This is a genomic window from Sphingomonas faeni (assembly GCF_040407495.1).
Lineage (GTDB): Bacteria > Pseudomonadota > Alphaproteobacteria > Sphingomonadales > Sphingomonadaceae > Sphingomonas > Sphingomonas faeni_D.
Map to the genome: position 1 here is coordinate 71,454 of NZ_JAPZPP010000006.1, position 25,565 is coordinate 97,018.

Here is a 25,565-nt window from a genome sequence, read left to right on the forward strand (position 1 = left end):
CATGCTCGACCGCCGTTCCTTCCTCTCGACCGGTACTCTCGGCGTGCTGGCCTCCGCCTTCGCCCCCCGCATCGCCTTCGCACGCGCGGCGACCGACAAAAGGTTCGTGTTCATCATCCAGCGCGGCGCGGCCGATGGTCTCGGGACGATCGGCGCGCTCGGCGATCCGGCGTTTGCGGGCGTACGCGGTGATCTCGCGGCAGATTTTGCGACGGGCGCCAAGCTCGACGGCATGTTCACGCTGCATCCGGCGATGACCGCGAGTGCCGGGCTCTACACGCAAGGCCAGGCGTTGTTCGCGCACGCGATCGCGTCGCCCTACCGGGATCGCTCGCATTTCGACGGTCAGAACGTGCTCGAGACGGGGGGCGCGAGTGCGTATCAGGTCCGCGACGGCTGGCTGAACCGGCTGCTTGGCATGCTGCCTGCGGACGAGGCGCGCGCGATCGCGGTCGCGGCGACCGTGCCGATGGCGCTGCGGGGGCGGCGCGAGGTGGCGTCTTATGCGCCGTCGAGCCTGCCGGACGCGTCGGACGACCTGCTGCAACGCGTGGCGATGCTGTACGACGGCGACCAGCAACTCCACGGCTTGTGGAGCGAGGCGATGGCGACGCGGCAACTCACCAGCGATCTCGCGCAGGATGGCGGGCGCAATGCGGCTGCGACCGGCGCGCTCGCTGCGCGGTTGCTCAAGCCCGACACCGGCGCGCGGATCGCGATGATCGAGACCGGCGGCTGGGATACGCACACCGGCCAACGCGGCCGGCTGACCGCGCAATTGAAGGGTCTCGACGCAATGGTCGCATCGCTACAGGCGGGGCTGGGGCCGTTATGGGCCGACACGATGGTGTTGGTCGCGACCGAGTTCGGACGGACCGTCGCGGTCAACGGCACCGGGGGGACGGATCATGGCACGGGCACGTCTGCGATGCTCTTCGGCGGGGGTGTGAAGGGGGGCAGGGTGGTGTCCGACTGGCCGGGCCTCGCCCCTGCTGCGCTTTATGAGGCACGCGATCTGAAGCCGACGATGCAGCTCGATGCGTTTATCGGTGGCGCAGTGTCGTCGCATTTCGGTGTCGAGCCGGCTCGCGCGATGGCCGCCCTGTTTCCGGCGAGCGCAAAGACGGCAGCGATCGAGGGGCTGGTTCGGGTTTGACGAGGATCTTAGTTTTCCACGCATATGCCTCGAAATACTTCTGTTCCCTCGCGAACGCGGGGGCCCAGGATCTCGGGCGGTGGATATGGTTTAGCTGGGCCCCCGCGTCCGCGGGGGAACGGCAATGGCCTCCTCATGTAACGGATGGAACCGGGCGGGCGCTGACGAACATTCCGCCCACGGGATTAAAATTGAGCGCCGCGCTACGATAGTCTAGAGCGCGCGTTTCCTTGACGTACCGGGACTGCCATGACGCTCTACACCCGTTTCGCCGCGCATATCGATGCGGCGCTCGACACGCTGACCGCGGCGGGCACGCTGCCGGCCGGCCTCGATCGCAAGAACGTCACGGTCGAGCCGCCGCGCGACACCAGCCACGGCGATCTCGCGACCAACGCCGCGATGGTGCTCGCCAAGCCGGCCAAGACCAATCCGCGCATGCTGGCCGACGCACTGGTCGCCGAACTGTCGAAGCTCGAGGACGTCGCCTCGGCGAGCGTCGCTGGCCCCGGCTTCATCAACATGAAGCTGACCGACGACGCCTGGCGCGCCGAACTGGCCGCGATCCCCGAGGCGGGCGCCGACTACGGCCGGTCGACGCAAGGCGCGGGTATCACGGTCAACATCGAGTATGTCTCGGCCAATCCGACCGGGCCGATGCACATGGGCCATTGCCGCGGCGCGGTGGTCGGCGATGCGCTCGCCAGCCTGCTCGAATTCGCCGGCCACAAGGTGATCCGCGAATATTATGTCAACGATGCGGGCGGCCAGGTCGACGTGCTCGCGCGCTCGGCTCACCTGCGCTACCGCGAGGCGCTCGGCGAGACCGTCGAAATCCCCGAGGGCCTGTACCCCGGCGACTATCTCGTCCCCGTCGGCCAGTCGCTCGCGAAGGAGTTCGGCGATCGTTATGTCGGCGCGCCCGAGAGCGAATGGCTGGTCACCTTCCGCACGCAGGCAGTCGCCGCGATGATGGTGATGATCCGTGCCGATCTGGCCTTGCTCGGGATCGAACACGAGGTGTTCGCGTCGGAGGCAGAACTTCAGGCTGCGAAGAAGCCGGAAGCGGCAGAGGCGGAACTGCGCTCGCGCGATCTCGTCTATGATGGCGTGCTCGAAGCGCCGAAGGGCGAGACGCCTGACGATTGGGAGCCCGTCGAACTGCCGCTGTTCCGCTCGTCGCAGTTCGGCGACGATCAGGATCGCCCGATCAAGAAGTCGAACGGGTCCTGGACCTATTTCGGCGCCGATCTCGCCTATCATTTCCAGAAGAGCCAGAGCGCCGATCAGCTGATCGACATCTGGGGCGCGGATCATGGCGGCACGGTCAAGCGGATCGTGGCGGCGGTCGCGGCGCTGACCGGCGGCAAGACGCGGTTCGACGTGAAGCTGGTCCAGATGGTCCGCCTGTTGCGTAACGGCGAGCCGGTCAAGATGTCGAAGCGCTCGGGCAATTTCGTTACGCTGGCCGACGTCGTGCGCGAGGTCGGCAAGGACGTCGTGCGGTTCACGATGCTGACGCGGCGCTCCGATGCGCAGATGGATTTCGACTTCGCCAAGGTGGTCGAGGCGTCGAAGGACAACCCGGTTTTCTACGTCCAATACGCCCATGCGCGGATCGCATCGCTGCATCGGCGCGCGGAAGAGGCGGGGATTACGCCTATTTCTGCGGACTTGTCCCGGCTTGATACGGACGAACTGGCACTTGTGCAGCTCGCGGCGCAGTTCCCGCGGCTTGTCGAGATCGCTTCGACGGCGCGCGAACCGCATAGAATCGCGTTCTATCTCTATGACTTGGCCGCCGCGTTTCATGCGCTGTGGAACGTCGGCAACGACCGCCCCGATCGTCGTTTCCTCGTGATCGAGGATCCGCAGGCGACTGCGGCACGGCTTTTCTTGGCGTCCGCTATAGGGCAGATTATTCATAACGGCCTCGCCATCATGGGTGTCGAAGCGGTTTCGGAGATGAAGTGATGGCCGAAGACATGGATCTGCGCGAGGAAGACCGGCTCCCCTGGCTCGAAACGGTCGAGCCGGACGAGCATGAAACCGTCGGGATAGGCCGCGTTATCGCGCTGGTCGTGCTCGGTCTCGCTGTGCTCGCGGCGATCATCTTTGGGATCTACAGGCTGCAGCAGCGCGCGCCGACGGGCGACGGACAGCTGATCGCGGCGCAGGAAGGCGACTATAAGGTCAAGCCCGACGACGCCGGTGGCCTGAAGGTCAAGGGCGAGGGCGACTCAGCGATCGCGACCAGCGCGGGCAAGTCGGGCAATGGTGCGATCGACTTGCGCGGCGTCCCCGAAACACCAGTGGCGGGCAAGCGCGCCGTCGCGGCCAAGGCGGATGACGTGGCCGGTCGCAACGCGGTCGCGCAGGTGCCCGCATCGGGTGGCCGCCTGGTCGCCGCAACCCCCTTGGCGCCGTCGAAGCCGAACGGTGCCGGAACGGCCTCCGGTGGTTCGCTGGTCCAGCTGGGCGCGTATCCGAGCGAGGCGGTCGCCAACGCGGCCTGGACGACCTTCTCCAAGCGGTTCGCCTATATCGGCGCGCTGGGCAAGTCGGTCCAGCCGGTCGCGACGGGCGGTCGCACGCTGTACCGTCTGCGCGTCAATGCGGGCAGCGCCAACCAGGCGGCGGATATCTGCGGCCGGTTGCGGGTCGCTGGCGAAACCTGCTTTGTCGCGAGCTGAGCTAATCGGGGCCCAGGGGTACCCGGTCGAGATGACGGTGAGCTACCCTGAGCGAGCCGTCATTCGTCGATTTGGACCGCGGTACTGAAGTGAGTTCGCCACGCCGAATCCCTGAGCCATTTACCCTGCTTAGAGCCAGGCAAATCCCGTCTCTATGCTCAGGCGGGGGCGGGGGGCTGAGGCTGAATGCTCAGTTTGCGGGGGAAGCGCACACCGAAGATGCGATCCCGTCTTTGTGCGTCGGAATACTTACCAACCACCCACAGGCTTCCCGGCCCCGCAGCCATCTGCGGTCAATGCATTGCGTATCTCACGCTACGGTTCGACCGGTCGCGCAAGTCTATTATTATGGCCGACCCTCTCGCAAGCGCGGCTCGCGCTAGATGCTCGTAGCCAAGCTTCGCCTCTACGATCTAGATCGAACGCCGATGCTTCCCGCCATATTTGCGACCAATGTAATCGCCAATCTGCGCGACCTCAGTGGCCGCGGCGCGCGCGCCATTCATCTGGCAAGGTAGCGGATCGCTGTCATGATTGGTGACTCGAGACTGAACCTTGTCGCAAAGCTCCTCGATATCCGCGCGCGAGAGGACGTTCTTCTCACGTAGCAGGCATATCAGGCTTTGCAGAATGACGAGGTTCTTGTCCTCCGGATCTGCTTCAAGCTTCAGGGATGTAGCCATGGTCTCTCTCCTTGATCGTTTTTGGCAGACTATGCCTATCAATGCGGGTTGCAAGCTCAAAAGCTCCAGGCATACCTGTAACTCAAAATGAAAACCGTCGACGCCGTCGTACAATGCATTAAGAGAAGAATGGGCGTACCGGATCAATCATAACTCGTCGCCTCAGCAATATGCTGCCGCCACTGGCAGCGATGGCGCTGTGTGCACCAAGCGCCGAGAAGCGGGTGGGTTGCGGGGTGACGGAACGGTTCGGCATGCTTATCTCTGTGACATGTACAAACCAAAAGCCGGTCTTCCGACGCGCGAGCAGATCCTCGACTTCATCGCCACCTCCGACGTGCCCGCGGGCAAACGCGAGATCGCTAAGGGCTTCGGGCTCAGCGCACAGGACAAGATCGGACTGAAAGCGTTGTTGAAGGACATGGCGGACGAAGGCCTGATCGACAGCGCGCCCGGTCGGGCCTTTCACAAGATGGGCGGCATCCCGAAGGTGACGGTGTTGCGGATCGCCGATGTCGATGACGGCGGCAACGTCTGGGCGGTTCCGGAGCGCTGGGAGGCGGAAGGCGTGCCGCCGCCGCGTCTGCGCGTGCGCGAACGGAAACGCGGGGCGCTGGGCGTTGGCGAGCGGATCCTCGCGCGCACCGAGGAGGCCGGGAATGGCTGGATCGCGCATCCGATGAAGGTGCTCGCGCCCGCCTCCGAGCAGGTGCTCGGCGTGTTGCGCGAGGAGGCCGGGCGGCTGTGGCTGACGGGCGTCGACAAGCGCGAGCGGCGTGAGTTCGCGGTTGCGGACGCCGGTGGCGCAGCGCCGGGCGATCTGGTGTTGGCGGAACTCGCGGGGAAACCGCCCAAGATCGCGGCACGCGTCGTGTCGAAGCTGGGCGATCCGTTTGCGGCGCGCAGTTTCTCGCTGATCGCGATCCACAAGCTCGGTATTCCGGACGTGTTCTCGCAGGAGGCGCTCGACGAGGCGGAGCGGGTGTCGAAGCTGCCGTTGGGGGAGGGGCGTGAGGATCTGCGCGATTTGCCGATCGTCGCGATCGATCCCGAGGATGCGCGCGATCACGACGATGCGGTCTGGGCCGAGGCGGACGACGATCCCTCCAATGCGGGCGGGTGGAAGGCGATCGTCGCAATCGCCGATGTCAGCTTTTACGTGCGGCCGAAGTCGGAGGTCGATCGCGAGGCGCGGCGGCGCGGGAACTCGGTGTATTTTCCCGACCGCGTCGTGCCGATGCTGCCCGAGATCCTGTCGGCGGAGGTGTGTTCGCTGAAGGAGGGTGCCGACCGTGCCGCGCTCGCGTGTCATTTGCGGATCGGCAAGGATGGTTCGCTTAAGTCGTGGCGGTTCACGCGCGCGGTGGTGCGGATCGCCGCGAACCTGGCGTATGAGGAGGCGCAGGCAATCATCGACGCCGCATCGCCGGTGGTGGACGAGCGCGGCGATATGCTGAGCGTATTGCAGCCGCTCTGGGCCTGCTGGCATGCGCTGGCCAAGGCGCGGGATGCCCGCGCGCCGCTCGATCTCGATTTGCCGGAGCGTCGCGTGGTGCTCGACGAGCAGGGCCGGATCATGTCGGTGTCGCCGCGCGAACGGCTCGATGCGCACCGGCTGATCGAGGATTACATGATCGCCGCCAACGTCGCCGCCGCCAAGGCGCTGGAGGCGAAGAAGGCGCCGGTCATGTACCGCATCCACGAGCCGCCGAGCCGCGAGAAGCTGGCGGCGCTCAAAGAATATCTGGAGACGTTCGACGTGCCGTTCGCGCTCGGGCAGGTCGTGCGCCCGGCGACGTTTAACCACATTATCGAGCGGATCGGCGATGCGGACTTCCGCCCGCAGGTGATGGAGCAGATCCTTCGCACGCAGACCCAGGCCTATTATGCGCCTGGCAATCACGGGCATTTCGGCCTCAGTCTGGGCAGCTATGCGCATTTCACCTCGCCGATCCGGCGCTATGCCGATCTGCTCGTCCATCGCTCGTTGGTCTCTGCCTACGGGCTTGGCGAGGGCGGGTTGCCGGCGGACGATGCGGCCAACATGGAGTCGGTCGGCGAGATCATCAGCCGGCTGGAGCGCCGCGCGATGGAAGCCGAGCGCGACACCACCGATCGCTATGTCGCGGCGTTCCTATCGGAGCGCGTCGGCCAGGTGATGGACGTGCGGATCACCGGCGTGACCAATTTCGGCTTTTTCGCGACGGTCGAGGGGATCGGCGGCGACGGCCTGATGCCGGTGCGCGATCTGGGCGGCGAATATTTCCGCTTCGACGAGGGCGCGCGGACGCTGACCGGCGAGCATAGCGGCGACGTCTTCGCGCAGGGCCAGACGCTGGAGTTGCGGCTGGCGGAAGCGAACCCGGTATCGGGCGCGCTGCGCTTCGAGATGCCCGAGGGGAAGGGCGCGGCGCAGCCTCCGCGTGGCGGCCGTAAGCCGGTACGCGAGATCAAGCGGCGTGGTCGGCCGGCGAACATCCGCCACCAGGGCAAGCGGCGTTAGGATTTGCGCAAGGCCCGCGCGGTATGCGACATCGACGCGGGGAGACAGGCATGTACAGGTTAGGTCTAGGTCGGTCGCGGCGCCGGATCATCAATGATTTCGTCGCGGCCAGGGCGACCGTGGCGGATCGCGCGATCGCCTATGAGGCCGAGGATGCCCGGACGTTTCGGCGCCTGTGCGGCTATGGTGCGATCGTCGACGACGGCGCGGGCCGTTATCATCTCGACGCCGGAAAGCTCGGTGCGTTTCGTGGCGCCGTGCGCAGGCGAGCCGCAGCAATCGCGGCAACCTCGGGCGTCGTCGCCAGTGCCGCCGCCGCAGCGACGGTGTTCGCGCTGGCCGAGTGACGTCGGTACCTTATAATTTAAGCCGATAGTCCGATACGGACATCGCCCGACGATCACGCGGGACCAAAAAGTGTTTCCCCGCGAAGGCTGGGACCCAGACTGGGCTCACGCCTTCGCGGGAGAACAAGAAGGCTGGTGCTTTCGCTGCACCAATGATCCCGGTCTATCACCCGACGGTAAAGGTCAGCCCTGCCTTCGCTACCAACCGGTCGCGCAGTTTCGTGCCCATCAGCGCGCCCGGCGTCCATATGCCGCCATCGCCCTGCACGTCCTGGACTAGGCACAGTGCCGCCTCGGCGATCATCTTGCTGGTCGAGCCATAGCCGGGATCGCGGTCGCCTGTGACGACCGCGTCGATCCGTTCGCCGCCTGGCATGATGCCGGCGAACAACAGGTCGTAATGCCCGGCGTCGCGCTCTTCCTTTGATGGTCCTTCACCTGGCTTCGGCCCCTTGTCGCCGGAGAATGGATTGAACTTCGCGATCGCCTCCGCCGCGACCTTGCCGATATCGCCGAGGCCGGCAACCATCATCTCGTCATAGACGAAGTCCGCGCCATAAGCCTCGCCGAGCAGGAAGTTCGTACGGTGGACGTTCTTGGTGTTGATCGGCGCCATCACGAACGGCGCGACCCAGGCCGAGAGGGTCGTATCGTATTCGGGGAGCAACCCGGTCGGCTGGTGCGGTCCGCTGAAGCCCGGTGTAAGCGCGAACGGACTGGTCAGCAGCTTGACGATGCCGGGATCGCGCGCGGCGGCGGCGAGCGTCGCCTTCAGGCTGGCCGCGGTGCCCCCCGAGAACGTCCCCTGCATTTTCCGCACGCGACCTTTCACGCGGGGCGCAGGGATGCCGTATTTGACCTTCGCGGCGAATTGCAGCGTCAAAACGCCGAGATCGAAAGGGATGCTGTCGAACCCGCACGAGAACACGATCCGCGCGCCGGTCCGCGTGGCTTCGCCCTCATGCGCACCGATCATGTGGCGCATCCAGGCTGGCTCGCCGCACAGGTCGACATAACCGGTGCCGGTCGCGGCGCAGGCGGCGACGAGGTTGGAGCCGTAGAGCTGGTACGGTCCAACCGTCGAGATGACGACGGTGGCGCGCTCGGCCATCGCGCAGAGGCTGGCGGGATCGCCCGAATCGGCGGTGATGAGCGCTGTATCCGCGGGTGCACCGATCAGGTCGCGGACTTCCTGGAGTTTCGCCAGCGAGCGGCCTGCCATCGCCCAGTGGACGCCGGTCGGATAGGTCTGGACGAGATACTCGGCAACCAGCCGTCCGGTGAACCCGGTCGCGCCGTACACGATGATGTCGAAGTCGCGCATGTCCGTCTCCTGTTTCGCCGAGTTTGCGCGCGTGGGCGCGACGTCGCAAGCTAAACACCGTCGTCGGAGTGGCTCGCCATCAGCCCGCCGATCTGCCAGCATCGGCAGATGGCATCCGATCGCAAAACCGTCGCGTTCATCGTCGACCAACTCGCCGCGGCGGGGGAGGCCTCCGCAAAGCCGATGTTCGGCGAGTACGGGCTTTATTGCGATGGCAAAATGGTCGGCTTGATCTGCGACGACCAGCTGTTCGTGAAGCCGACCCCAGGCGGCAGCGCGTTCGCCGGCGCGATCGATGAAGCGCCGCCCTATCCGGGTGCGAAACCGTGCCTGCTGGTCGACGCGGATCGCTGGGACGATGCCGAGTGGCTGGCCGAACTCGTCCGTATCTCGACCGCGGAACTGCCGATGCCGAAACCCAGGAAGCCGAAGGTCGAGAAGGGCTAGGACGCGTCGAGGTTCAGGCTGAACCTACGACTTCCGTGATGCTGGGCTCGTTCCGGCATCCATGGTGCCGCACGATCGATGGAGTTGGGTTTGCGGCACCGTGGTCGTCGGAATATTTCGGTGCCTGCCCCTTCTCAAGCGCATGCACGTCCCCGGTGGAGGCCGGGGTCGGGTTGATGAGGTCGCGGTAACGGAGCGCAGCCGTCGTCATCGACGTTTCCCAACTGGAACCCGGCCTCCGCCTGGAAGGTGCCTGTCGGTCGGGTAAGATTACCTAACCAGTCCGGGGAAACGGAGCGCTTGGGGATTGTCGCTACCCGAAACGGCCTTCCGGCGATCGGTCCTAAGCCGCCTCGTTGAACTGCAAACTCGCCAGCCGCGCATAAAGCCCGCTGTTGGTCATCAGCGACCCGTGCGAGCCTTCCTCGACGATCTGTCCGTCGCTCATCACGATAATCCGCTCGGCCGCGCGCACGGTGGCGAGGCGGTGCGCGATGACGAGCGTGGTACGGTTCGCCATCAGCCGTTCGAGTGCCTCCTGCACCAGCCGCTCGCTCTCGGCATCGAGCGCGCTGGTGGCCTCGTCGAGCAGCAGGATCGGCGCATCGCGGAGGAGCGCGCGCGCGATCGTGACGCGCTGGCGCTGGCCGCCCGACAGCCTTGCGCCGCCTTCGCCAAGGAACGTGTCGAGGCCCTCGGGTAGTTTGCGAAGGAACTCGGCGGCGTTGGCGGCTTCAGCGGCGGCCCAGAGCTGGTCGTCGGTCGCGGACCAGTCGCCGTAGCGGAGGTTGTCGCGGGCCGAGGCGCCGAAGATTATCGTTTCCTGTGGGACCATTGCGATGCGTGCACGGACGTCGGCGGGGTCGGCATCGCGGAGGTCTATGCCGTCGAGCGTCACGCGGCCGGCGTCGGGATCGTAGAAGCGCTGGACCAGCTGGAAGAGCGTCGTCTTGCCGGCGCCTGAAGGACCGACGACGGCGACCGTCTCGCCCGGCTTCACGTCGAGCGAAAAGCCGTTGAGCGCAGCGACATCGCGCCGCGTCGGGTAGTGGAACTGCACGCCCTCGAACGCGAGCGCACCTCGTGGCGGTTGGGGCAGGGCGACCGGGTTGGCGGGCGCGGCGATCTCGGGCTTTTCGCGGAGCAGCTCGGACAGGCGTCCGGCCGCACCGGCGCCGCGCAACAGGTCGCCATAGACTTCGGTCAGCGCGCCGAACGCGCCTGCGACGATGCCTCCGGTCAGGACGAACGCGGCGATCGCGCCGCCGCTGATGCGGCCGGCGGCTACGTCGATTGCGCCTTCCCACAGGACCAATGTGATCGATCCGAAGACGAGGCCGATTACGATCGCGGTCATCACCGCACGCAGCATGATCCGCGCGCGCGCCGCGGCAAATGTCGCGCCCACCGCGTCGGCGAACCGCGCGGCCTCGCGGTCTTCCTGCCCGAATGCCTGCACGACCTTCATGGCGCCGAGCGTCTCGGTGGCGATCGAGCCGACGTCGGCGACTCGGTCCTGCGACGTGCGCGAGTAGTTGCGGACGCGTTTGCCGAGCAGCGCGATCGGCAGGATGATCAGCGGGATACCGATCATCAGCATGCCCGCGAGCTTCGGCGAGATCGCGAACAGGTAGATCAGCCCGCCGATGCCGGTGAAGGTGTTGCGGAGCGCGATCGACACCGTGCTGCCGACGACCTGTTCGATCAGCGCCGTATCCGAGGTCAGGCGCGAGGCGATCTCGGACGGGCGGTTCTCCTCGAAGAAGCGCGGTGTCAGGCGGAGGAGATGGCGTTGCACGTTGGTGCGGATATCCGCGACGACGCGCTCTCCGAGCCACGACACGTAGTAGAAGCGCACCGCGGTCGCGAGCGCGAGTACCACGACGATCATCAGCAAATAGTGGAACGAGTTGGCGACCGACCCGCCCGCGCCGGGGCCGAAGCCGCGGTCGATGACGCGCTTGAATCCGTAGGGGATGCCGATCGTCGCCGCCGACGTCATCATCAGCGCAAGCCCCGCGAACGCGATCTGGCGAGGATATTGGGAGGCATGATGCCACACCATCGCAAGATCGCCGATCCGGCGGCACGTCTTCTCTTCGGGTATCGGCTTGGCCATGCGCGGTGCCTAGCAGTGGCGGGGGTAGCGCTCAACGAGAACCGGGCGTCGCCGAGCGCGGTGATCCGGTCGCGCAGGACGGAGCGGCGGTCGATCACGCGTTGCACTGCGGCAAAATTGCGTTACCACCGTGCAAAGCCCGATGAGGCGAGAGGATACCGCATGCTCTACGATGCCTATGAATTCCAGCGTTCGATGATGGCCGGCGCCAGCAAGATGGCGAGCTTCGGCGCGGATATGCTCAACAATCCGGCAAACCCGTTCGCCTATTTGGGGGGCGGCACGGTGGTCGCATCGGCGCTCGAAGTGTTCGCACACGCGAATGCAACGCGGGGAAAGCCTGCCTTTGGTCTCGACACGACGACGATCGACGGCCGCGAGGTCGCGGTGCGTGAGGAGATCGTGCTGCGGAAGGACTTCGGGCAGCTGAAGCGCTTCGTGCGCGAGGGCGTCGAGGGAGGTCCGAAGCTGCTGATCGTCGCGCCGATGTCCGGCCACTACGCGACGCTGCTGCGCGGCACCGTCGAGCGGATGCTGCCGTTCGCCGACGTCTACATCACCGACTGGCGCGACGCGCGCAGCGTGCCACTCTCGGCGGGGCGGTTCGATCTCGACGATTACATCGATTATCTGATCGAATATCTGGAGACGATCGGCGCGAACGAGGGGCAGCGGGGCACGCACATGCTGGCCGTCTGCCAGCCCTCGGTTCCCTGCTATGCTGCTATCGCGTTGATGAGCGCAGACAAGAACCCGTGCCGTCCGAAGACGCTGACGATGATGGGCGGCCCCGTCGATACGCGCGAGGCACCGACCGCGGTGAACACGCTGGCGACCGAGCGGCCGCATGCGTGGTTCGAGCAGAACGTCATCGCGACCGTGCCGGGCAATTATCCGGGTGCGGGGCGGAAGGTGTATCCCGGCTTCCTCCAGCTTGCCGGGTTCATGTCGATGAATTTGGGCAACCATATGGTCTCGCATTGGGAGATGTATAAGCATCTCGTCCAGGGCGACGGCGAGAGCGCGTCGCAAAGCCAGGATTTCTACGAGGAATACCGGTCGGTCTGCGACATGACCGCGGAATTCTATCTCCAGACGATCGACGTCGTGTTCCAGAACCATGCGCTGCCGCGTGGGATCATGACGCATCGGGGTCGGCTGGTTGATCCGGCGGCGATCACTGACGTGGGTCTGCTCGCGGTCGAGGGCGAGCGTGATGATATTTCGGGGTTGGGGCAGACCAAGGCTGCGCTGACGCTGGCGACTGCGCTACCCGACGAGAAGAAGCGCTATCTGATGGCGGAAGGGGCCGGTCATTACGGCATCTTCAACGGCACGCGCTGGCGGGAGAAGATCGCACCGGTAGTGGAAGAGTTCATCACCGCGAACGGGTGAGAAAAACGGGCAGCCCTCGCAGGCTGCCCACAGTCGTTACGCGATCGAGTTTACCACTGCGTGGCTGCTCGACTCGTCCGAACGGATCGTGCCGCCGAACAGCATCTTGAGGCGGCCGCCGATCGAGATATCGGTTTCCCACAGCTCGGCGCTGTCGATGTCGAAGCGCAGCAGCGTCAGGTTGGGGTCTTCCTTGCCGCCCGGAAACCATGCCTCGACCTGGTTGTTCCAGAGCTTGTCGATCTGGGTGCGGTCGTTCGACGTCGAGACGTCGCCGGCCATGCACGCGAAGAAATCATGGCCCTTGCCGACGAACTGCGCCATCGCCGCGCCGCCCTTGGCGATACGGTTGTCGCGGCCGGCGAAGAAGAACAGCGTGTTGGGCTGATCGTCGTCGATCTGCGCGGTCATCGGCTCGGAATGCTGACCGTCGTTGAGGCCGATCATCACGAACGGGCTGGCCTTCAGCTGCTCGATGAACTTCGCTGCGACTTCCTGCGGGGTATCCTTGTCGGCCATCGTCATTCTCCTATTGGCTTGGATTGCCACTGAGAACGGGCGGGGCGGAGGTTGGTTGCGCGGGGGCGGCCGATCCGCGCACGCGATGCCGCTTGGTGAATGCGCGTGCGACGCGCCATGGTGAGGACGGCAGCAGTTCTGCTGTCGACCAGGAAGGATCGAGAATGTCTCTCACCGATCTGTGTCTGATACTGGGCGTACTCTTTGCCTTCGCGACCTTGGTCGTGAAGATCATCGAAGTTGCACGTCGAGGATAAGCACACGGGCGGGGTTCGGGCTGACACTCGGACCCCAAACGTATTAGAGCCTCGGCCGCTGACACGGCCGAGGCTCCCAGAAAGGCGAGAATGTCCTTCGCCGATCCTTAAATATCCCTTTGACGGATACCTTGCAAGGTCACAGCACTTCGAACAACCCGGCTGCGCCCATGCCGCCGCCAACGCACATCGTGACGACGACATACTTGGCACCGCGACGCTTGCCTTCGATCAGCGCGTGACCGGTCGCGCGGGCGCCGGTCATGCCGTAGGGGTGGCCGATCGAGATCGCGCCGCCGCTGACGTTGAGCAGTTCGTCGGGGATGCCGAGATTGTTGCGGCAGTACAGGACCTGCACAGCGAACGCCTCGTTCAGCTCCCACAGGCCAATATCGTCCATCTTGAGGCCGAAGCGCTTGAGCAGCTTGGGGATCGCCACCACGGGCCCGATGCCCATCTCGTCGGGCTCGGTGCCGCCGACCGCCATGCCGACATAGCGACCGAGCGGCTGGAGACCGCGCTGCGAGGCGATCTTCTCTTCCATCAGCACCGACGACGACGACCCGTCCGACAGCTGCGATGCGTTGCCCGCGGTGATGGTGAAGTCGGGGCCCATTACCGGCTTGAGCGACTGGAGGCCTTCCAGTGTGGTGTCGGCGCGGTTGCCCTCGTCCTTGGTGATCGTCACGTCCTTGTACGTGACTTCCTTCGTCTCCTTGTTGACGATGGCCATGTTGGCATCGACGGGGACGATCTCGGCATCGAAATAGCCGGCTGCCTGCGCGGCGGCAGTGCGTTGCTGCGACTGGAGCGCGTACGCGTCCATCGCGTCGCGGCTGATGCCGTAGCGCTTTGCAACGACCTCGGCGGTCTGCAGCATCGGCATGTAGACATCCTTGTGCATCGCGATCAGCTGGGGATCGGGCGCGACGCGCATCTGCGGAGTCTGGACGAGGCTGATGCTCTCGACGCCGCCGCCGATCGTGATGTCCATGTTGTCGGTGATGATCTGCTTGGCGGCGGTGGCAATCGCCATGAGGCCGGACGCGCACTGGCGATCGACCGACATACCCGAGACGGTGACGGGGAGACCGGCGCGCAGCAGTGAAGTGCGGGCGATGTTGCCGGCCTGGTGGCCCTGCTGGAGCGCGCAACCGAAGACGACGTCGTCGACTTCGGCGCCGTCGATGCCGGCACGCTCGACCGCGGCCTTGATCGAATGCGAGGCGAGCGTGGGGGCGGGGGTGTTGTTGAAGCCGCCGCGATAGGCGCGGCCGATGGGGGTGCGGGCGGTGGAGACGATGACGGCTGAGCGCATGATGTTATCCTTATCTGCTGCCTTCCCGCTTGCGGGAGGGGTTGGGGGAGGGGGTGGCCCAAGCGGCCGCCGCAATCGCGGCTATCTCGGACCCTCCCCTGACCCCTCCCGCAAGCGGGAGGGGAATTAGTTTAGACGAAGACCTGGCTGATCCATTCGGCGATCAGGGCGGGCTTTTCCTGGCCCTCGATCTCGACGGAAAACGCGTTGGTCTGCTGCCACTGGCCGGGACGCTTCTCGTCGAACGAGAGCAGCTTGAAGCGGCCGCGTACCTTCGAGCCCGACCGGACCGGCGTCAGGAAGCGGACCGAGTTGCCGCCGTAGTTCACGCCCATCTTCGCGCCCTCGATGGTCGGCGCGTCCGGGACTTTCGACGACAGCAACGGCATCAGCGACAGCGTCAGGAAGCCGTGCGCGATCGTGCCGCCGAACGGGGTCTGTGCCGCGCGGACCGGATCGATGTGGATGAACTGGTGATCGCCGGTCGCGTCGGCGAACTTGTCGATCATGGCCTGCGTAACCTCGACCCAGTCGGAAACCGTCTCGGTGCCGATGTGCTGTTGCATCTGCGCGGTGGTGATCGTCGCCACGGCATTCCCCTCAAAGCTCATTTGGCGCTAAGCGCTGGAATGTCTCTAGGCGTACAGGCGAGCGGATCGCAAGCCTCACCCAACCGGAAGCTGGAAAATGTCGACTGCCGTAACGTCCAATGCCCGCGATATCATGGCAAAGCTGTACCGCGCGAGCGAACCCGATGTTCTAAAACCGTTGCTGGACCGCGCCGCGCTCGATTCGGATTCGCGCGAGCGGGTGATGGGGCATGCGCTCGGACTGCTCGCGAACCTGCGGGCGGCGCAGAGCAAGGGCTGGGTGAACCAGTTCCTCCAGGAATATCGGCTGAATTCGTCGGAAGGCGTCGCGTTGCTGTCGCTGGCCGAGGCGTTCCTGCGCGTGCCCGATCCGGAGACGGCGGATCTGCTGATCGCCGACAAGCTGGGCGATGCCGATTGGCGCGCGCATGCGGGCAAGTCGAATTCGAAGCTCGTCAATTCGGCGACCTGGGGACTGGTGGTCGGCCGCGTGCTGGTCGGCGAGGGATCGACCGGGCCGCTGCGGCGCCTGATCAGCCGCGCAGGCGAGCCGTTCGTGCGGCAGGCTGTCGGCGCGGCGATGAAGATGATGGGCGAGATCTTCGTGATGGGCCGCACCATCGACGAGGCGATGAAGCGGATGCGCCGCCCGGAGAACAAGGGCTTCACGGCGAGCTTCGACATGCTCGGCGAGGCGGCGCGGACGCACGCCGATGCGCAGCGATACTTCCAGGCGTATGTCGGTGCGGTCGATGCGGTCGGGCGCGATCCGGCGGCGGGGCACTCGATCTCGGTCAAGCTGTCGGCGCTGCACCCGCGGTACGAGGTGGCGCGGTGGAGCGAATGCGTGCCCGCGCTGACCGAGATGCTGGAGGCGCTGGCGGTGCAGGCGGCGTCGAAGGGCATCGCGCTGACCGTCGACGCGGAGGAATCCGAAAGGCTGGAGATGAGCCTCGACATCATCGGCACGGTCGCCGGGCTGCCGTCGCTGAAGGGCTGGGACGGGTTCGGCATGGCGGTGCAGGCGTACGGCAAACGAGCGCGGCCGGTGATCGAATGGGCGAACGGGCTGGACCGCGTGATGAACGTGCGGCTGGTGAAGGGCGCGTATTGGGATAGCGAGATCAAGCGCACGCAGGTCGAGGGGCTGGCGGATTACCCGCTGTTCACGCGCAAGGCAGCGACCGACGTGTCGTACCTGGCCGTGGCGAAGGACATGCTGGCGGCCGAGAATATCCGGCCGGCGTTCGCGAGCCACAATGCGCTGACGGTCGCGACGATCATGGAATGGGCGGGCAACTCGCGCGACTTCGAGTTCCAGCGGCTGCACGGGATGGGCGACGGGCTGTACGAGCGGCTGGTGCAGGAGAACGGCTATCATTGCCGGGTCTATGCGCCGGTTGGTGGGCACCGGGACCTGCTCGCGTATCTGGTTCGGCGGTTGCTGGAGAATGGGGCGAATTCGAGCTTCGTGCACCAGTTGGCGGATGAGCGGCTGACCGAGGCTGAGATTTTGGCGGATCCTGTGGCGAAGATCGCTGCGGTCGGAGGGAAGCGGCATCCCAGCATTCCGTTGCCGGTGGATTTGTTCGGGGCTGGGGGGCATCGGAATTCCGCTGGGTTGGATTTAAGCGATGTGGCGACGCTTGAGGCGGTGGTGAAGGCCGTTAATGCCCCCCTCCCGCATGCGGGAGGGGCCGGGGGTGGGCCCGCGCTATCGTCGTCGGCTACGGCTGGTGATGAGCAGGCAGCCGCAAGCGTTGCAGCCAGTGGTGAGCGCGTGCCTACCCCTAGCCCCTCCCGCATGCGGGAGCGGGATGCCGTTGCGGCCGCTATCAAGCGTGCGCATGCGGCATTCCCGGCTTGGTCGACCACGCCGGTCGACGAGCGCGCGGCTTGCCTCGAACGGCTCGCCGACCTGCTCGAGACGCACCGCGACGAGCTGATGGCGATCTGCGTGCAGGAAGCGTTCAAGACGATTGGCGATGCGATTGGCGAGGTGCGCGAAGCCGCCGATTTCTGTCGGTACTATGCACAGCAGGCGCGGTTGAACCTGCATCCGATCGAACTGCCGGGGCCGACGGGCGAGCGCAACACGCTGCATATCGAGGGTCGCGGCGTCTGGGCGACGATCGCGCCGTGGAACTTCCCGCTTGCGATCTTCCTCGGGCAGACGGTGGCGGCGCTCGTCACCGGCAACACAGTGGTCGCCAAGCCAGCGCCGCAGACGCCGCGGATCGCAGCGCGTGCGGTTGAGCTTGCGCATGAGGCTGGCGTGCCGGTCGATGCGCTGGTGCTCGTGACCGGCGGGCCGGAGGTTGGCGCGGCGCTGACGGCGGACGTGCGGATCCAGGGTGTCGCGTTCACCGGGTCGACCGCGACGTCGCGGAAGATCGCGCGGTCGCTACTCGACGACGAGACGCGGCCGATCGTGCCTCTGATCGCGGAGACTGGCGGGATCAATGCGATGATCGTCGATTCCACCGCGCTGCCCGAGCAGGTGGTGGCGGACGTGATCGCGTCGTCGTTCCGGTCGGCGGGACAGCGTTGCTCGGCGTTGCGCCTGCTGCTGGTGCAGGAGGATATCGCCGACGGCGTGATCGAGATGCTGTCGGGAGCGATGGAGACGCTGCGGATCGGGCGCTCGGGCGATCCCGCGACCGATGTTGGGCCGGTGATCGACCAGGCCGCGTATGACCGGCTGATGGCGTATCGCGAGAGCGTGAAGGCGAAGATCGTCAAGACGCTCGATGCGCCGACAGAAGGGCTCTTCGTGCCGCCGACTCTGGTTCGGATCGGGGCGATCGAGGATCTCAACCAGGAGTGGTTCGGGCCCATTCTGCATGTCGCGACGTGGGAGGCGGGGAAGTTAAGCGAGACAATCGCTCGGGTCAACGCCAAGGGTTATGGCCTGACGATGGGCCTGCACAGCCGCATCGCGCGCGCGGCCGAGGTGATCGAGGCTGAGGCTGCGGTGGGGAATTTGTACATCAACCGGTCGATGATCGGGGCGGTGGTGGGGTCTCAGCCTTTTGGTGGTGAGGGGCTTTCGGGGACCGGGCCTAAGGCTGGCGGGCCGCGGTATCTGTATCGGTTCTGTGCGGAGCGGGCCGTTTCGGTGGATACGACGAGTGCGGGCGGGAATGCGACGTTGTTGTCGCTGGACGAGGGCGGTATTTAGTCTCGCTTCAACCGAACAGGCGTCCGGTCGGGTTATTTAGAGACCACCACCCCGGCGGAGGCCGGGGTCCAATTGAGGGACGAAGCTGACGGCCGTGGCGCTTCGTTACTGCAACCTCGCCAACTGGACTCCGGCCTCCGCCGGGATGGTGACTGGGATGGCGGTGGACACGTCATGCCGGGGTTCGTCTGCGAGCTGTGGTTTCGCGTTACCCTAGCAAGCATTGTTTCCCCGCGAAGGCGGGGACCCAGACTGGGCTCCCGCTTTCGCGGGAGAACAAGGTAGGGTAGGGCTACCCTAACCGGCGCATACATATCCGAAGCCGAAGGCGTCGAGCGGACGGGTAGATAATCAGGCGGGCGGTGCCTCCGCCTCGGACCGTCGCCCTTCGGGATACGGCATCACCACCGAACCATCCGGTGCGGCCATCATATTCACCTGGGTCGGGAAGGCGATCTCGATCTTCTCGTCGTTGAAGCGCTTCAGGATTGCGATGCCGACGGCGGTGCGGCCGTCGTAGAAGCTCGCGTAATCGGGCCCCTTGCTGTCGAACTGGACCTCGAAATCGAGGCTCGACGCGCCGAAGCCGGTGAAGCCTGCCCGGGTGAAGATCTTGTCGTTGGCTTCGACGATCTCCTTCAGCATCGCCGGGATGCGCGAGCAGACTTCGGGGGGCGTGGAGTAGGTAACGCCGATGACGAACTTCGCGCGGCGGTGGTTGCGCTGCGTGTTGTTGAGGATCTCCTTGTTTAGGAGGTTCTTGTTCGAGATCACGCGCTCCTCGCCGTCGATCCCGCGGATGCGCGTGGATTTCAGGCCGATCGCCTCAACGCTGCCCGAGGCGGTGTCGTAGCTGATCGAGTCGCCGCGGCGGAACGGGCGGTCGAAGATGATCGCGAGCGCGGCGAACAGGTCGGCGAAGATGCCCTGTGCCGCCAGACCGATCGCGATGCCGCCGACGCCGAGCCCTGCGACGAGGCCCGTGACGTTCACGCCGAGATTGTCGAGCACGACCACCAGCGCGACCGCGAACACCACGAAGGTGACGAGCAGGCGGATCAGGCCCATCGCCGAGAGCAGCGCTTCACCCGAATAATGTTCGGATTGCGTGCGGTGCTCGATCGCGCCGAGGATGATCTCGCGGACCCAGACGGCCGCCTGGAACACGGTGGCGACGGTGAAGAGGAAGTTGATCGTCGTCGCGACTTCGCCCGGGGCGGCGGAGTAGCCGGCGACCAGCTTGGCGGCGAGCATGACGATGAAGAAATTGCCGGTCCGGGCGATCGCCTTGCCGACGACAATGCCCCAGCCGTTGAGCGCGCGGGGGCGTTCGCAGAGCTTGCCGCCGAAGCGGCGTGCGGTGTGGAGGACGATCACGATGACCGCGCCGATGCCGAACGCGATCAGGATCTGTAGCCAATAGGCTTGGATCCAGGCGACGCTGGCGGTGACGAAGCCCTGGGCTTGGTCGCCGACGTCGCCTGCGTCGAAGATCGGCTGCTTGGGGGCGGTAGTGTTGGACATGGAGATACTCGTCAGGCCGCTTTTGCGATGGTTGCAACAGCGGGGGTTGCAACGGCGGGCGTGCCGGCTTCGAGGAAGGTGATCAGGCCACATTCCTCGCGGCTCATGTAGCGCTTGGCGCGGGGGAGGCGGAGCGCCTTGCGAAAGGTACTTTGACCGGTCTTCACGAGTGCGATCAGCGAGGGGTGGACATAGCTTTTGCGGGCGATCGCGTGGGTGTTGCCGAGCCGCGCGACGACGGGCTCGAGCATCGACTTGAGGCTCAGGTCGCGTTCGGCCGACGCAAGTGCCTCGAATGCGGCGACGCTGGCGGCCCAGGTGCGGAAGTTCTTGGCGGTGAAATCGGTGCCGGTGACGTCGCGGATGTAGCAGTTGACGTCGGTCGAGGTGACCGGGTGCGCGACGCCGGCGTCGTCGAGCCATGCGAACAGATGCTGTTCGTCGAGGTCCTGGCATTTCTTGACAAAACTGCTGAGCGAGCGGTCGGTGATCTTGAGCGTCCGCATCTTGCCGGACTTACCCTTGTACTGGAGTTTCAGCGTCGAGCCCTTCACCTCGCCGTGGCGCTTGCGGAGCGTGGTGGCGCCGAAGCTTTCGTTCGCTTCGGCATAGGCTTCGTTGCCGATGCGGATGTGGCCGCCATCAAGCAGGCGGATGACCGCGGCGACCGCGCGTTCGCGGGTCAGCGAGCGTTTGCGGAGGTCGGCCTCGACCGCCTTGCGGATCTTGGGGAGGGCGTGGCCGAAGTCGGCGCAACGCTCGTACTTGGCGGCTTCCTGTGCTTCGCGGAAGCCGAGGTGATAGCGGTATTGTTTCCGCCCCTTCTCGTCCCAACCGACCGCCTGGATATGGCCGTTGGGCTTGGGGCAGAACCACGCGTCGCGGTAGGCGGGGGGCAGACCGACGGCGTTCAGCCGGTCGATCTCGTCGCGGTCGGTGATGCGCCCGCCCTTCGCATCCCAATAGCCCCAGCCGTTCCGCATCTTCTTGCGGGTGATGCCGGGCTTGGAGTCGTCGGAATACACGATCTTGATGGGCAATGCGGTGGTCCCTCGAGGGTCTCATGGGGCAGGTAGTTTCGGGCTATCTCTGCAAATGTTCGGGAAGGCGCATCGTTCCGGAACGAGGCGGGCTGCGCTTGGTTGAGGGGACACGGGATTTCACTGGAGACATGACATGGCCGATCTTTCCCAAGCTCGCGTATTGATGCTCGCTGCCGATGGTTTCGAGACCGTCGAACTGTTCGAACCGCGCAAGGCGCTGGAGGCGGCGGGCGCGAAAGTGACGCTCGCGTCGATCAAGACCGACCCGATCCAGGGCATGAAGGGCGACATCAACAAAGCCGAGACGGCGACGCCCGACCTGACGCTCGACGAGGTCGATACCGACGACTACGACGCGCTGGTGCTGCCAGGCGGCGTCGCCAACCCGGACACGATGCGTCAGGAAGAGCGTGCGATCGAGATCATCACCGAGTTCATGGAGGACGGCAAGATCATCGCCGCGATCTGCCATGCGCCGTGGCTGCTCGCCGAGGCGGACGTGATCGACGGACGCCGCGTGACGAGCTTCCCGTCGATCCGCACGGACCTGGAGAATGCGGGCGCGGATGTGGTGGACGAGGAGGTCGTCGTCGATGGCAATCTGATCACGAGCCGCAAGCCGGATGACATCCCTGCGTTCAACAAGGCGATCATCGACGCGCTGGAAGAAGAACTGGCCGACGAGCCGGTCGACTGATGCTATCTGCCCCCCCTCTCGTTAGCGGGAGGGGGGTGCCCGGCGCATCGGGCGGAAGGTCTGTTCGCTGCGCTTGCGGGTCAGATACGTGTCCAGACCGATCTGCGCGCCGATCAGCATGTAGACGAACGGCTGGAACGCGATGCCGACGAACGCCGCGCCGAACAGGTAGATGATCTGCCCGCTTTGAAGCGCGGCTGCGAGCGGCCCGGCCCAGGCGAATTCGCCGGCCGGGTCGCCATAGCGTCGACGCAGAATCTCCATTCTGAAAACGCCGATCAAATTGATCGCGAGCCATAGCGCGAGCCCCAGATAACCCTGTTCGCCGAGCATCTCGAAATAGGCGCTGTGAAACGCGCGGGCCTTGTCGGTTTCGACCCGCGGGCCGGGTGCGGAGGCGGCACCGGTGCTCTTCAGGTCATAGCGGATGCGGTTGCCACGATACGCCTCGAAGCCGCCACCGAACGGGTGGGTCTTGGCGTATTCGATCGTCCATTTCCACACCGCCAGCCGCGTCGAAGCGGATTCGTCCGCATCGTAGGTCTTGATGGTGTTCATCCGGTCGGTGAACGCGGAGGGCAGGAATGGAACCGCGGCCAGACCAAGCGCTGCCACCCCCGCGAGGTAGAGCGCCTTGCGCTTCACCGCGCGTACCGACAGCACCGCCAGCAAGCCGATGCACACGAGTCCGGTCCGCGTCGAGGTGCCGACCGGGATCAGCAGGCACGCGAACACCAGCGCGAGGCAGAAGCCCTTCACGCGCCAGTCGGGCTTGAAGATCGTGCCGTGGACCATGAACCAGAAGATCAACGGGATGATCGCGATCGCGACGGCGCTGATCGTGCTGCCCTCGTACAGCCCCGAATTATTGTCGACCATGAGGTTCAACTGGCCGTAGCCGCCGCCGCCGCTAGCGATCGTCTTGATCCCGCCGACGATGATGATCGACGCGGCCGAAAGGATCATGAACAGCAGCAGCGATTCGATCCGCAGCCGCGTGCGCAGCGTCAGCGGCAGGAACGCCGCGAAGATCAGCGTCTTCCAGACCCAGTCCCATTTCTCCTTTGCCTCGACCGGAAAATCCGCGCCGATCGTCGTCACCCAGCAATAGAGCATGAGCAGCACGATCAGCACCTGCCGTGCGCCGACCCGCGTATCGCGCTTGTCGTCGGCGAGGATCCAGCCGCCGACCGCCAGCGCGACCGCGATCAGCGAGATGGGGACGGTATTAAGCAGCAGATAGGTCAGCCGTTGCGGCGAGACGATGTCGATATAGACATAGACGAGCACGAGCAGGAACGGCCGCTTGAACCCCATCGTGAAGAACGCGATCAGGAAGGCGATGAACGCGAGATCACGCATCGCGTCGTTTCTCGGTAGGGGCTTGCTTCTTGTCGGGTGCGTCGTGCGGGCTCGGCTCGCGATCGAGATCGGGACGCTTGAGTAGCAGGAACGCGGCGAGCATCATCAGCCCGTGGCTGAGGCCGAGCGCGAGATTGTCGATCATGGGTGCGGCCTCCTTTGCTGCGAAAGCGTCTCGAGATTCGTGCGTAGCCATAGTCGGTTGACGCGCCGTTAAGCGATCTGTGGCAGATGGCGTCGACGATGCGTATTCTTCATATCCTCGATCACGGCCTGCCGCTGCAGAGCGGCTACACGTTCCGCACCCGGGCTATCCTCAAGGCGCAGGAGGGTCTGGGGTGGAGCGTCGCTGCGGTGACCGGCCCGCGTCACGGCGTTGCGCCTGCCTCGGTGGAATCTGTCGACGGGCTGACCTTTCACCGCACGACGGCAGGGGTGAACCCGGGTCCGGTCGGCGAGGTTGTGGGAATCGCTGCGTTCGCCAAGCGGATCGAGGCGGCGGTCGATGCCTTCAAGCCCGACATCCTCCATGCGCATTCGCCGGTGATCGACGCGCTGGCCGCGCTGATCGTCGCGCGCAGGCGGAAGCTGCCGTTGGTGTACGAGATCCGCGCGTTCTGGGAGGACGCTGCGGTCGGCAACGGCACGGGGACGGCGACGTCGCTGCGCTACCGGGCGACGCGCACGCTGGAAACGTGGGCGGTGCGGCGGGCGGATGCCGTGGCGGTGATCTGCGAGGGCCTGCGCGGCGACCTGATCGAGCGGGGAATCGCGGCGGACAAGATCATGGTATCGCCCAACGGCGTCGATCTCGACCTGTTCGGGACCGCGCCGCCGCGCGACGACGCGTTGGGGGCCGAACTCGGGCTAGATGGCGCGGACGTCGTCGGGTTCATCGGCAGCTTCTACGATTACGAAGGGCTCGATGACCTGATCGCGGCGATGCCGGCGCTGGTTGCGGCGCGTCCCAACGCGCGGCTGGTGCTGGTCGGCGGCGGGCCGATGGAGGCGGCGTTGCGCGCGCAGGCGGCGGCGTCGCCCGCGACCGACGCGATCCACTTCGTCGGGCGCGTGCCGCATCAGGAGGTCGAGCGCTATTACGGGCTGGTCGATATCCTTGCTTACCCCCGCAAGCGCATGCGGCTGACCGATCTCGTCACGCCGCTGAAACCGCTGGAGGCGATGGCGCAGGGGCGGCTGGTGGCGGCGTCCGATGTCGGCGGGCACCGCGAACTGATCCGCGACGGCGATACCGGAACGCTTTTTCCGCCGGACGATCCGGCCGCGATCGCGACCGCGCTGGCGGGGATGTTCGCGGATCGATCGGGCTGGGACGAGCGGCGGGCGCGGGGGCGTGCGTTCGTCAAGGAAGAGCGTAACTGGTCGTCAAACATTCGGCGTTATGATCCTCTTTATGGACGGCTGATCGCGGCCGCCGCACGGGAAAATTGATGGTCGCGCATATCCGCCAGAACCTGATCCGAGCGCTGCCCTTGTACGGCGCGGTGACGGGCGGCGTACTCATGGCTGTGATCGTCGCATTGTTGTCGATCGAGACGCTCGAGGGCCTGGTGTGGACGACGGGCGTCGCTGCACTGGTGCCCGCCGCGTCGCCGCCGCTCGGAATGACGGCGCGGGTGTTGCTGGCGCTGGGTAGCGGATTGCTGGTCGGGGCACTGCTCTGGTCGTCGCTGTTCCTGCTGTTTGGGCCCGGCGGGATGCTCGCCAAGCGCACGCCGCGCGAAGACGGCATGCCGGTAATCCGCCGCGCCGACGCGCATCCCGATGCACCGCCGCGCAAGCCGATGTCGGCGGCCGATCTCGGTACGCCGATGATGGAAGTGGGGGTTGGCGGCAGCGGGGGCGTGCGTGACGAGCGGACCATCCCGGCCGATCTCGACCTGCCGCTCGCGGCGTTCGATCCGAAGGCGATCCTGCCGGTGCCGATGGCGCCGGTACGCCCGGTCTCGCCGTTGGCGCAGCCGATGATCGCGCCGGTGGTGGACATGCCGCGATCGGCCGAACCGTCGACGTTCGTGACCGCGCCGGCGCCCAAGCCGGTCGAGCTTCCGGTCGAGGCGGCGATCGAAATCAGGCCGGAGACTGCGCCCGAGATTGCGCCGGAGACGGCCGCGCCCGACCAGGCATACGAAGCCGTGCGCGAGACGACGCCCGACCCGATACCCGAGATGGTCGCACCGACACCGATTGCCCGGCCCGCCCGACCGCCCGCCGAACAGAGCACGCCGCCGACGATCGAGGCGCTGCTCCTGCGGCTCGAACAGGGTGCACTGAAGCGGGGGCGTATCGGATCGCACTGACGCGCGACCGTTTGATCCTCACCCGGCGAGGGGGATGGTCGCAGGATGCTCTGCCGTACCCGACCCCACCGAAAGGGCTTCGCCTA

At 65.7% G+C, this 25,565-nt stretch carries 21 protein-coding genes; 11 read left to right on the forward strand and 10 right to left on the reverse strand.

Going from position 1 to position 25,565, the window contains the following annotated elements; genetic code table 11:
* The first annotated feature begins 1 nt into the window (after position 1).
* From O6W96_RS16935 to O6W96_RS16945, 3 genes are all read left to right on the forward strand, one after another.
* The gene (locus O6W96_RS16935; protein ID WP_353470641.1) at positions 2–1,156 is read left to right on the forward strand and encodes a DUF1501 domain-containing protein; all 1,155 of its coding nucleotides are present in this window, start codon (positions 2–4) and stop codon (positions 1,154–1,156) included.
* A gap of 249 nt (positions 1,157–1,405) precedes the next feature.
* Positions 1,406–3,130, forward strand: coding sequence for an arginine--tRNA ligase (argS, locus tag O6W96_RS16940; RefSeq protein ID WP_353470642.1), 1,725 nt, complete (start codon positions 1,406–1,408; stop codon positions 3,128–3,130).
* Complete coding sequence (locus O6W96_RS16945; RefSeq protein ID WP_353470643.1) at positions 3,130–3,849, forward strand: SPOR domain-containing protein; 720 nt, start codon at positions 3,130–3,132, stop codon at positions 3,847–3,849. Before argS ends, O6W96_RS16945 begins: the two co-directional genes overlap by 1 nt.
* Before the next feature lie 413 nt (positions 3,850–4,262).
* On the opposite strand, the gene O6W96_RS16950 is transcribed toward O6W96_RS16945, so the two are convergent.
* A complete protein-coding gene (locus tag O6W96_RS16950) occupies positions 4,263–4,532 on the reverse strand; it encodes a hypothetical protein (RefSeq protein WP_353470644.1) in 270 nt (89 codons plus the stop codon).
* Between the two features lie 271 nt (positions 4,533–4,803).
* Between O6W96_RS16950 and rnr the strand changes: the two genes are divergently transcribed.
* Together rnr and O6W96_RS16960 are read left to right on the forward strand one after the other, a co-directional pair.
* Positions 4,804–7,035, forward strand: coding sequence for a ribonuclease R (gene rnr / locus O6W96_RS16955; RefSeq protein WP_353470645.1), 2,232 nt, complete (start codon positions 4,804–4,806; stop codon positions 7,033–7,035).
* Between the two features lie 50 nt (positions 7,036–7,085).
* Complete coding sequence (locus O6W96_RS16960; RefSeq protein WP_353470646.1) at positions 7,086–7,382, forward strand: hypothetical protein; 297 nt, start codon at positions 7,086–7,088, stop codon at positions 7,380–7,382.
* A 166-nt stretch (positions 7,383–7,548) separates the two neighbouring features.
* Here the strand turns inward: O6W96_RS16960 and O6W96_RS16965 are convergent, their stop codons facing one another.
* A complete protein-coding gene (locus tag O6W96_RS16965; protein WP_353470647.1) occupies positions 7,549–8,706 on the reverse strand; it encodes a saccharopine dehydrogenase family protein in 1,158 nt (385 codons plus the stop codon).
* A gap of 108 nt (positions 8,707–8,814) precedes the next feature.
* Here O6W96_RS16965 and O6W96_RS16970 point away from each other — a divergent pair, with 108 nt between their 5' ends.
* The gene (locus O6W96_RS16970; RefSeq protein ID WP_353470648.1) at positions 8,815–9,153 is read left to right on the forward strand and encodes a TfoX/Sxy family protein; all 339 of its coding nucleotides are present in this window, start codon (positions 8,815–8,817) and stop codon (positions 9,151–9,153) included.
* A gap of 343 nt (positions 9,154–9,496) precedes the next feature.
* On the opposite strand, the gene O6W96_RS16975 is transcribed toward O6W96_RS16970, so the two are convergent.
* The gene (locus tag O6W96_RS16975; RefSeq protein ID WP_353470649.1) at positions 9,497–11,272 is read right to left on the reverse strand and encodes an ABC transporter transmembrane domain-containing protein; all 1,776 of its coding nucleotides are present in this window, start codon (positions 11,270–11,272) and stop codon (positions 9,497–9,499) included.
* A 162-nt stretch (positions 11,273–11,434) separates the two neighbouring features.
* Between O6W96_RS16975 and O6W96_RS16980 the strand changes: the two genes are divergently transcribed.
* Positions 11,435–12,667, forward strand: coding sequence for a polyhydroxyalkanoate depolymerase (locus tag O6W96_RS16980; RefSeq protein ID WP_353470650.1), 1,233 nt, complete (start codon positions 11,435–11,437; stop codon positions 12,665–12,667).
* 36 nt (positions 12,668–12,703) lie between these two features.
* On the opposite strand, the gene O6W96_RS16985 is transcribed toward O6W96_RS16980, so the two are convergent.
* The 3 genes from O6W96_RS16985 to O6W96_RS16995 all read right to left on the reverse strand — a co-directional run bounded on the left by O6W96_RS16985 (position 12,704) and on the right by O6W96_RS16995 (position 15,327).
* Positions 12,704–13,186, reverse strand: a complete 483-nt coding sequence (locus O6W96_RS16985; protein WP_353470651.1) for a pyridoxamine 5'-phosphate oxidase family protein — start codon at positions 13,184–13,186, stop codon at positions 12,704–12,706.
* Between the two features lie 396 nt (positions 13,187–13,582).
* Entirely contained in the window at positions 13,583–14,761 is a 1,179-nt protein-coding gene (locus O6W96_RS16990; protein WP_353470652.1) for an acetyl-CoA C-acyltransferase, read from the reverse strand.
* A gap of 131 nt (positions 14,762–14,892) precedes the next feature.
* Complete coding sequence (locus O6W96_RS16995) at positions 14,893–15,327, reverse strand: MaoC family dehydratase (RefSeq protein WP_435372241.1); 435 nt, start codon at positions 15,325–15,327, stop codon at positions 14,893–14,895.
* Between the two features lie 157 nt (positions 15,328–15,484).
* Here O6W96_RS16995 and putA point away from each other — a divergent pair, with 157 nt between their 5' ends.
* The gene (putA, locus tag O6W96_RS17000) at positions 15,485–18,532 is read left to right on the forward strand and encodes a bifunctional proline dehydrogenase/L-glutamate gamma-semialdehyde dehydrogenase PutA (protein ID WP_435372242.1); all 3,048 of its coding nucleotides are present in this window, start codon (positions 15,485–15,487) and stop codon (positions 18,530–18,532) included.
* Positions 18,533–18,883: 351 nt separating this feature from the next.
* Here the strand turns inward: putA and O6W96_RS17005 are convergent, their stop codons facing one another.
* Both O6W96_RS17005 and O6W96_RS17010 read right to left on the reverse strand, forming a co-directional pair.
* Positions 18,884–20,056, reverse strand: coding sequence for a mechanosensitive ion channel family protein (locus O6W96_RS17005; protein WP_353470655.1), 1,173 nt, complete (start codon positions 20,054–20,056; stop codon positions 18,884–18,886).
* Positions 20,057–20,067: 11 nt separating this feature from the next.
* Positions 20,068–21,039, reverse strand: a complete 972-nt coding sequence (locus O6W96_RS17010) for a DNA topoisomerase IB (protein WP_353470819.1) — start codon at positions 21,037–21,039, stop codon at positions 20,068–20,070.
* A gap of 193 nt (positions 21,040–21,232) precedes the next feature.
* On the opposite strand from O6W96_RS17010, the gene O6W96_RS17015 reads away from it, so the two are divergent.
* Positions 21,233–21,796 (forward strand): type 1 glutamine amidotransferase domain-containing protein, encoded by a 564-nt coding sequence (locus O6W96_RS17015; protein ID WP_056065353.1) that lies wholly within the window; start codon positions 21,233–21,235, stop codon positions 21,794–21,796.
* A 21-nt stretch (positions 21,797–21,817) separates the two neighbouring features.
* Here O6W96_RS17015 and O6W96_RS17020 read toward each other — a convergent pair whose 3' ends face one another.
* The gene (locus O6W96_RS17020) at positions 21,818–23,158 is read right to left on the reverse strand and encodes a putative O-glycosylation ligase, exosortase A system-associated (protein WP_353470656.1); all 1,341 of its coding nucleotides are present in this window, start codon (positions 23,156–23,158) and stop codon (positions 21,818–21,820) included.
* Positions 23,151–23,303, reverse strand: a complete 153-nt coding sequence (locus O6W96_RS17025) for a hypothetical protein (RefSeq protein WP_353470657.1) — start codon at positions 23,301–23,303, stop codon at positions 23,151–23,153. Before O6W96_RS17025 ends, O6W96_RS17020 begins: the two co-directional genes overlap by 8 nt.
* A 98-nt stretch (positions 23,304–23,401) precedes the next feature.
* Here O6W96_RS17025 and O6W96_RS17030 point away from each other — a divergent pair, with 98 nt between their 5' ends.
* On the forward strand, positions 23,402–24,610 hold the full coding sequence (locus O6W96_RS17030; protein ID WP_353470820.1) for a TIGR04063 family PEP-CTERM/XrtA system glycosyltransferase: 1,209 nt from the start codon (positions 23,402–23,404) through the stop codon (positions 24,608–24,610).
* Positions 24,610–25,479, forward strand: coding sequence for a hypothetical protein (locus tag O6W96_RS17035; RefSeq protein WP_353470658.1), 870 nt, complete (start codon positions 24,610–24,612; stop codon positions 25,477–25,479). Before O6W96_RS17030 ends, O6W96_RS17035 begins: the two co-directional genes overlap by 1 nt.
* Positions 25,480–25,565: the final 86 nt, after the last annotated feature.